A 6,614-nucleotide genomic window follows, 5' to 3' on the forward strand; every position below is an offset into this window, starting at 1 on the left:
CGGTGGGGATAGTTGTGTATAAGCGCATGCCCCAAGCGAGCAGAGCAATAGAGCTCCCGGATATCGGTGATTTCGCCGTACGCCCAGAGCGCATGCGCGCTTCCGCCGGTACTGGCTTGACTGGCCACGACCCCGCCAGCTTCCAGGCCATGCAGCACCGCTGGCGTTAAGCCTTTAAGCCTTTAAGCCTTTAAGCCTTTAAGAATTTGAATTTGAAGCCAAGCCCAACCAAAGCCCCCCATTTCAATCAATCCTGATATCCGCCCCCTTCACCACCTTCGCCCACTTCCCAATCTCACTACGCTGAAACCCCGCAAACTGCTCCGGCGCCATCCCCGAAGGCTCCATCCCCAACTTCTCCAACCGAGCCTGCATATCCGGCGTCTTGATAATCGCCGAAATCTCCCGATACAACCGATCCACGATCGGCTTCGGCGTATTGGCCGGCGCAAAGATCGCCTGCCACGATTCCAGCTCATATCCGGCCACCCCGGCTTCCGCCATCGTCGGCACATTCGGCATGCTCTTGATACGCTTCGCCGAAGTCACGGCCAGCGCCCGCAGCTTGCCCGAATCGATATGCTGCGCAGCCACCACCGTGGTATCGAACATCATCGGCACCTGCCCCGCCATCACATCCTGGATCGCCGGGCCGCTCCCCTTGTACGGGATGTGGGTCAGCTTGATGCCCGCCAGGCTCTTGAACAATTCCCCTGCAAGATGCTGCGAAGTCCCGTTCCCGGCCGAGGCAAACGCCAGCGTATCCGGCCTGGCCTTGGCCTCCGCCACGATATCCGTCACCGTCTTGAACGGGCTGCCGGCACTGACCACCAGCACATTGGCATTGGTGCCGATCAGCGTGATGGGCGCGAAGGACTTGACCACGTCGTACGGCATCTTCGGGTACAGGCTGGCATTGATCGCGTGCGAACTGATGGTGCCACCGAGGATGGTGTAGCCATCGGGCGCCGCCTTGGCCGCGAAATCGGAGCCGATGTTGCCGCCGGCGCCGGGGCGGTTCTCCACCACCACGGTAGTGCCAAGCGCCTGCCCGAGTCGCTGGCCGATCAGGCGTGCCAGCGTGTCGGTGGTGCCACCGGGCGGGAATGGCACCACGTAGGTGATCGGCTTGCTGGGCCAGCTGGCCTGGGCGGAGGCGGTCAGCGGGAGTACGGCGGCGGCTACGGCGGCAGCGGCGGCCAGCAGCGCAAGGGCTTGGCGTTTCATGGGGTGTTGTCTCCTCGGTCGTTCTTGTGATGATGGGTCCGCCCCCGGCTGCGAGACGGACGCGGTGCTTCAGTGGATCTCCGGCTCGCCGCCCTCCGCGGCATCGACCGGCTCCAGGAAATCGAAATCGCAACCCTTGTCCGCCTGGCTGACGTGGCGCAGGTAAAGCTTGCCGTAGCCGCGCTCGAACTTTGGCTCTGGCGCCACCCACGCGGCGCGGCGGCGGGCCATCTCCGCGTCGCCGATCAGCAGATTGAGTTTGCGGGCAGGGACATCGAGCTCGATCAGGTCGCCGTCGCGCACGAAGGCAAGCGGGCCGCCCACATACGATTCCGGTGTTACGTGCAGCACGCAGGCGCCGTAGCTGGTGCCGCTCATGCGTGCGTCGGAAATGCGCACCATGTCGCGCACGCCTTCCTTGAGCAGTTTTTGCGGAATCGGCAACTGGCCCCATTCCGGCATGCCGGGCGCGCCTTGCGGGCCGGCGTTCTGCAGCACGATCACGCAGCTGGCGTCGATGTCGAGCCGCGGGTCGTCGATGCGCGCCGCCATGTCGTTGTAGTCGCGGAACACCACCGCGCGGCCGGTGTGCCGCAGCAGGTCCTGCCGCGCGGCAGGCGGCTTGATGACCGCCCCGTCCGGGGCAAGATTGCCGCGCAGCACGGCAAGACCGTCGCCAGCCACCAGCGGATTGGCGCGCGGGCGGATCACGTCGTCGTTGAAGACGCGGGCGCCTTCAAGGTTCTCGCCAAGAGTGCGGCCATCGACGGTAAGCGTGCCGGTATCGAGCAGATCGCCCATCTGCGCGAGCATCGCGCGCAGGCCGCCGGCATAGTAGAAATCTTCCATCAGGTACTGGCCCGAGGGACGCACGTTGGCCAGCACCGGCGTGCAGCGCGCCAGTTCGTCATAGCGGTCCAGCGAGAGCGCATAGCCGGCGCGGCGCGCCAGCGCGATCAGGTGGACGATGGCGTTGGTGGAGCCCGACAGCGCCAGCGCGGTGCGCACGCCGTTGTCGATGGCGGCGGGCGTGACGATTTCGGAGGGCTTCAGGTCCTGCCACACCATCTCGACGATGCGCCGGCCCGACAGCGACGCCATCTGCGCGTGGCGCGAATCGGGCGCGGGAATCGACGAGGCGCCGGACAAGCTCATGCCGATGGCCTCCACCACCGCCGTCATGGTCGACGCCGTGCCCATGGTCATGCAGTGGCCGGGCGATCGCGCGATGCCGTCTTCAATGCCCTGCCAGTCCTGCTCGGTGATATTGCCCGCACGCAATTCAGCCCAGTACTTCCACGTATCCGAGCCGGAGCCCAGCGTGACGCCGTTCCAGTTGCCGCGCAGCATCGGCCCCGCCGGCACGAAGATCGTGGGCAGGTCCATCGCCAGCGCGCCCATCAGCAAGGCGGGTGTGGTCTTGTCGCAGCCGCCCAGCAGCACGCAGCCATCGGCCGGGTAGGAGCGCAGCAGCTCCTCGGTCTCCATCGCCAGCAGGTTGCGGTAGAGCATGGTGGTGGGCTTCTGGAACGGCTCGGACAGGCTCATCGCCGGCATCTCCACCGGGAAGCCGCCGGCCTGCCAGATACCGCGCTTGACCTCTTCGGCGCGCTGGCGGAAATGGCTGTGGCAGGGGTTGATGTCGCTCCAGGTGTTGATGATGGCGATCACCGGCTTGCCGGCATAGTCGGCGCGGTTGTAGCCCATCTGCGCAGTGCGCGAACGGTGGCCGAAGGCGCGCAGGTCGTGGGCGCCGTACCAGCGATGGCTGCGCAGTTCCTCGGGGCGCTTGCGGGGCCGCGCATCCGGCGCGGGGTTGGCGGTGGGCATGGGCTGTCTCCTCTGATCGGTGGCGCCGTTGCGGCGCCTGTCTTTTTTGTTTTGCGTGAGCGTGCGGCAGCGGGGCCCGCCGTCCCGGAGAAGACAAATGATAGCGCTGTCATTTATCTCTCACAACGCGTGCGTGCTCGGGGTTAACCCGTCGCGCAGGCGGGCACCGGTGCCCGCCGAGGGGCGACGGCGCTATCATGGCGCCCACGCCGCCGCGCGGCGGACCGGCAATTCCCGCATCCTTCTTCGAGCTCAATGGCCCCGCCTCGCAAGCCAACCACCCCTCGCACCGCGCCCGCCCCCGCTGCCGGCCGCGCCACCGGCAGCGTCACATTGGCCGACGTGGCCAAGATCGCCGGCGTCTCGCCGATCACCGTGTCGCGCGTGGTCAACCAGCCCGGACTGGTCTCGGCGCGCACCGTGGCGCGCGTGCAGGAAGCCATCCAGCGCACCGGCTATGTGCCCAACCTGCTGGCCGGCGGCCTCGCCTCGCGGCGCAGCCGCCTGATCGCGGCCATCGTGCCGACCATCGCCAACTCGATCTTCGCCGATACCATCCAGGCGCTCACCGACCGTTTCTCGCAAGCGGGCTACCAGATGATGCTGGGCCTGTCGGGGTACGCCGCCACGCGCGAGCAGGACCTGCTGGCCGCCATCCTCTCGCGCCGCCCCGACGGCATCGTGCTGACCGGCATCGCGCATACCGCCGATACGCGCCGCCGCCTGCTGGCCGCGCGCGTGCCGGTAGTGGAGACCTGGGACATCACGCCCACGCCGATCGACATGCTGGTGGGTTTCTCGCACGAGAAGGTGGGGCAGACCGTGGCCGAATTCCTCTATGCGCGCGGCTACCGGCGGCCCGCCATCCTGTCCGCCAGCGACCAGCGCGCCGAGTCGCGCCGGCTTGGCTTTATCGATGCGCTGGCCCGCCACGGCGTCACCGAGGTGCCGAGCAGCATCGTGCCGGCGCCGTCCAGCCTGGGGCTGGGCCGCGAGGGACTGGCGCGGCTGCTCGACGGCGGCGCGCAGCCCGATGTGGTGTTCTGCAGTTCCGACACGCTGGCGCAGGGCGCGCTGTCGGAAGCCCGCGCGCGCGGGCTGCAGGTGCCGGGCCAACTCGCCGTGATGGGCTTCGGCGATCTGAACTTTGCCGCGCACACCTACCCGGCGCTGTCCACGGTGCGCATCGACGGCCCGGCCATCGGCCGCACCGCTGCCGAGTGCCTGCTCGCGCGCATCGACGGGCGCGAGGTGGGCGAACGCATCATCGACCTCGGCTTCGAAGTGATCCAGCGCGACAGCGCCTGAAGCCGGCCCGCTCCGCGCCCGGTGCTGCAGTGCCTTGCCGGAGACGCTATGATTGCGCTAGCATCGAACGCCGCAACGGGCGGGGACAGGCACCGCCCCCGGCCGGCCGGCCTTGCGCCCTGCTCCGCGCACTCTTCCCGGATCCCGCACCCTTTCCTTCGCCTAGCCTCCCATGTCCCAAGTCTCGCTCGTCCAGATCGGCCCCCTTGCGCCGCAGATCAACTCCCGCCTGCGGGAGCAGTACCAGGCCGTCCCGATGTGGGAACAGGCCGACCCGCTGGCATGGCTGCGCGAACATGCGCAGCAGGCGCGCGTGGCGGTGACGTCCGCCCGCCACGGCATGACGGCCGAAGCCATCGCCGCGATGCCCGGGCTCGAAGCCATCGTCAGCTTCGGCGTGGGCTATGACTCGATCGCGCTGGACGCGGCCCGCGCGCGCGGCATCCAGGTCAGCAACACGCCCGACGTGCTCAACGACTGCGTGGCCGACCTCGCCTTCGGCCTGCTGCTCGACGCCGCGCGTGGCATTGCCCATGGCGACCGCTACGTGCGCGCCGGCAAGTGGGGCCAAGAGAACTTCCCGCTGACCACGCGCGTGTCCGGCAAGAAGCTGGGCATCCTGGGCCTTGGCCGCATCGGCGAAAAAGTGGCGCAGCGCGCCGCCGGCTTCGGCATGGACATCGCGTACCACAACCGCCGCCCGCGCGCGGGCGCGCCGTGGCGCCACGAGCCGGACCTGAAGGCGCTGGCCGGCTGGGCCGATTTCCTGGCCGTGACCTGCGTGGGCGGGCCGGAAACCGAAGGGCTGGTATCGGCCGGCATCATCGAGGCGCTGGGGCCCAAGGGCATCCTCGTCAATGTCGCGCGCGGCAGCGTGGTGGACGAAGATGCCCTGGTGGCGGCATTGCGCGATGGCCGCCTGGGCGGCGCCGGGCTGGATGTGTTCCGCGACGAGCCGCGGGCGCCGCAGGCGCTGTTCGCGCTGGACAATGTCGTGCTGGCGCCGCACATGGCCAGTGGCACGCACGAGACCCGCGCCGCCATGTCCGGGCTGGTGTTCGAGAATCTCGATGCCTTTCTCGGCACCGGCAAGGTGATCACGCCGGTACTCTGACGGACCGATCCGGCTGGCGCGCCGCGGACATTTCGTGGCGCGCCGCGCGCCCTATACTGAATCAGGCGCCTGCCACCCCGGCGGCGCCACCCTTCCCCGCTTATCGAGGACAACGCCGCGCCAGGGCGCCGCACGGGGTAAGCGCCTGCACGGGGTGCCGGAAGCACCCTGCCCGATTGACCTGATTGACCTGATTGACTTACGCGTCAGGAGGCAAAGCATGGGACGCAAATATATCGATTGCCGCGAGTTTCCGAGTGAGTCGAAGTGCACGGTGGCTATCAGTGCGGACAGCGAGGAAGAATTGCTTGAAGTCGCTGCCCAGCATGCGGTGCAGGTGCACAAGCATGAGGACGGACCTGAGTTGCGGCAGATGCTGAAGAGCGCGTTTAAGGATGGGTCGCCCCCGGCGTGAAATCGGGGTGGGGTTGTGGTGCGTTCGCTGCCAGGAATGCGACACTGGCAAACCGCGACAGCCCTCCGCGCACCCACCCCACGACCACTCACGGCTTCAACGCCGGATGCTTCAGCGCATGCGCAGTCTCCCCCAGGTGAGCGAGAAAACTCCCCTCATCCCGCTTCAACCCCAGCTCCCCATACCGATAAGCCATGGCCAGCGCCTGGATCGACTCGGGATGTTCCCGCTCGGCGGCAGCTTCATACCATGCCACCGCGCGCCCCTCGTCACGCGGTACGCCCGCCCCTTCGCGATAGGCATTGGCTAACATGAACATGGCCTGCGCCACGCCGGCATCGGCGGCCACTGCGAACCAGCGGGCAGCCGCGGCTGCATCGGGCGTGCGGCCGTAGCCGCCGCGGTGCAGCAGGCCCAGGTAATACGCGGCCCCGGCATTGCCAGCGGCGGCGGCGAACGCGAAATGCTGCCACGCAGCCGCGGCATCAGGCGTGCCACCGGCACCACCGCCGTCCCCCAGGAAGGCCGCCTTGCCCAGCAGGAAATGCGCGCGCGCGTCCCCGGCCCCTGCCGCTTGCCGCAACCAGTCGACGCCTTCCCCCCGCAGCGCCGCATCCGCTCGCGCCAGCAGTGCCTCTCCCAGCGCGGTCTGCGCCGCCGCCTCCTTGCCTGCCGCGGCGCGGCGCAACGCCGCCAGCGCCGGCGCGTCGCCGGCCGGGC

The 6,614-nt window shown here is 68.5% G+C and carries 6 protein-coding genes; 3 read left to right on the plus strand and 3 right to left on the minus strand.

What is annotated here, in order from left to right; all coding sequences use genetic code 11:
• Positions 1–243: 243 nt before the first annotated feature.
• Together CF70_RS12140 and araD are read right to left on the minus strand one after the other, a co-directional pair.
• On the minus strand, positions 244–1,227 hold the full coding sequence (locus CF70_RS12140) for a tripartite tricarboxylate transporter substrate binding protein (protein ID WP_035864645.1): 984 nt from the start codon (positions 1,225–1,227) through the stop codon (positions 244–246).
• A gap of 69 nt (positions 1,228–1,296) precedes the next feature.
• Positions 1,297–3,057 carry an L-arabinonate dehydratase gene (gene araD, locus CF70_RS12145; protein WP_035864647.1) on the minus strand — a complete coding sequence of 587 codons (1,761 nt, stop codon included), beginning with the start codon at positions 3,055–3,057 and terminating at the stop codon, positions 1,297–1,299.
• Positions 3,058–3,312: 255 nt separating this feature from the next.
• Here araD and CF70_RS12150 point away from each other — a divergent pair, with 255 nt between their 5' ends.
• From CF70_RS12150 to CF70_RS12160, 3 genes are all read left to right on the plus strand, one after another.
• Positions 3,313–4,365, plus strand: a complete 1,053-nt coding sequence (locus tag CF70_RS12150) for a LacI family DNA-binding transcriptional regulator (RefSeq protein WP_035864650.1) — start codon at positions 3,313–3,315, stop codon at positions 4,363–4,365.
• Positions 4,366–4,537: 172 nt separating this feature from the next.
• Positions 4,538–5,479, plus strand: coding sequence for a 2-hydroxyacid dehydrogenase (locus CF70_RS12155; RefSeq protein WP_035864653.1), 942 nt, complete (start codon positions 4,538–4,540; stop codon positions 5,477–5,479).
• A gap of 220 nt (positions 5,480–5,699) precedes the next feature.
• Complete coding sequence (locus tag CF70_RS12160; protein ID WP_035864656.1) at positions 5,700–5,894, plus strand: DUF1059 domain-containing protein; 195 nt, start codon at positions 5,700–5,702, stop codon at positions 5,892–5,894.
• Positions 5,895–5,982: 88 nt separating this feature from the next.
• Here CF70_RS12160 and CF70_RS12165 read toward each other — a convergent pair.
• A partial coding sequence (locus CF70_RS12165) for a tetratricopeptide repeat protein (RefSeq protein ID WP_035864658.1) occupies positions 5,983–6,614 on the minus strand: 632 nt, incomplete at its 5' end.

This window comes from Cupriavidus sp. SK-3, from assembly GCF_000611145.1.
Classification (GTDB): Bacteria; Pseudomonadota; Gammaproteobacteria; order Burkholderiales; family Burkholderiaceae; genus Cupriavidus.

What these genes read in the sequence shown, in the direction of transcription:
- CF70_RS12140 (WP_035864645.1), bottom strand. Translation starts at nt 1,227, where the DNA reads ATGAAACGCCAAGCCCTTGCGCTGCTGGCCGCCGCTGCCGCCGTAGCC.
- araD (WP_035864647.1), bottom strand. Translation starts at nt 3,057, where the DNA reads ATGCCCACCGCCAACCCCGCGCCGGATGCGCGGCCCCGCAAGCGCCCC.
- CF70_RS12150 (WP_035864650.1), top strand. Translation starts at nt 3,313, where the DNA reads ATGGCCCCGCCTCGCAAGCCAACCACCCCTCGCACCGCGCCCGCCCCC.
- CF70_RS12155 (WP_035864653.1), top strand. Translation starts at nt 4,538, where the DNA reads ATGTCCCAAGTCTCGCTCGTCCAGATCGGCCCCCTTGCGCCGCAGATC.
- CF70_RS12160 (WP_035864656.1), top strand. Translation starts at nt 5,700, where the DNA reads ATGGGACGCAAATATATCGATTGCCGCGAGTTTCCGAGTGAGTCGAAG.